Source organism: Prevotella lacticifex, assembly GCF_019973375.1.
Taxonomy (GTDB): Bacteria; Bacteroidota; Bacteroidia; order Bacteroidales; family Bacteroidaceae; genus Prevotella; species Prevotella lacticifex.
Genome location: NZ_BPTV01000043.1, coordinates 1 through 255, shown reverse-complemented (window position 1 = coordinate 255; position 255 = coordinate 1). Strand labels below are relative to the sequence as shown.

The following is a 255-nucleotide window of genomic DNA, read 5'->3' as shown; positions in this document are numbered from 1 at the left end:
AATCTTTTATATCCACTCGATTTTTCTTGCGCATATACGAGCCCTCGACAAACTTTCCGTTTACAATTTCTCCTACCGTTCCTATGTCTACGGGGACAGGCTTCCCGTTAATTCTTTTGCTCGTCCTCTTTATGACGACAAAACGACTGCCTCTCTGTCGGACTATCGTACTTTTGGGGCGGGCGACTGACTTTATCTCTTCTGGAATAGCCATAAATATGTATAGTATCTATATAATTAAAAGAACTATACAAA

The 255-nt window shown here is 40.4% G+C and carries 1 pseudogene; it reads right to left on the bottom strand.

Going from position 1 to position 255, the window contains the following annotated elements:
- Positions 1–214, bottom strand: a pseudogene (locus tag LDN30_RS16320) (hypothetical protein); the annotation flags it as partial.
- Between the last annotated feature and the right edge of the window lie 41 nt (positions 215–255).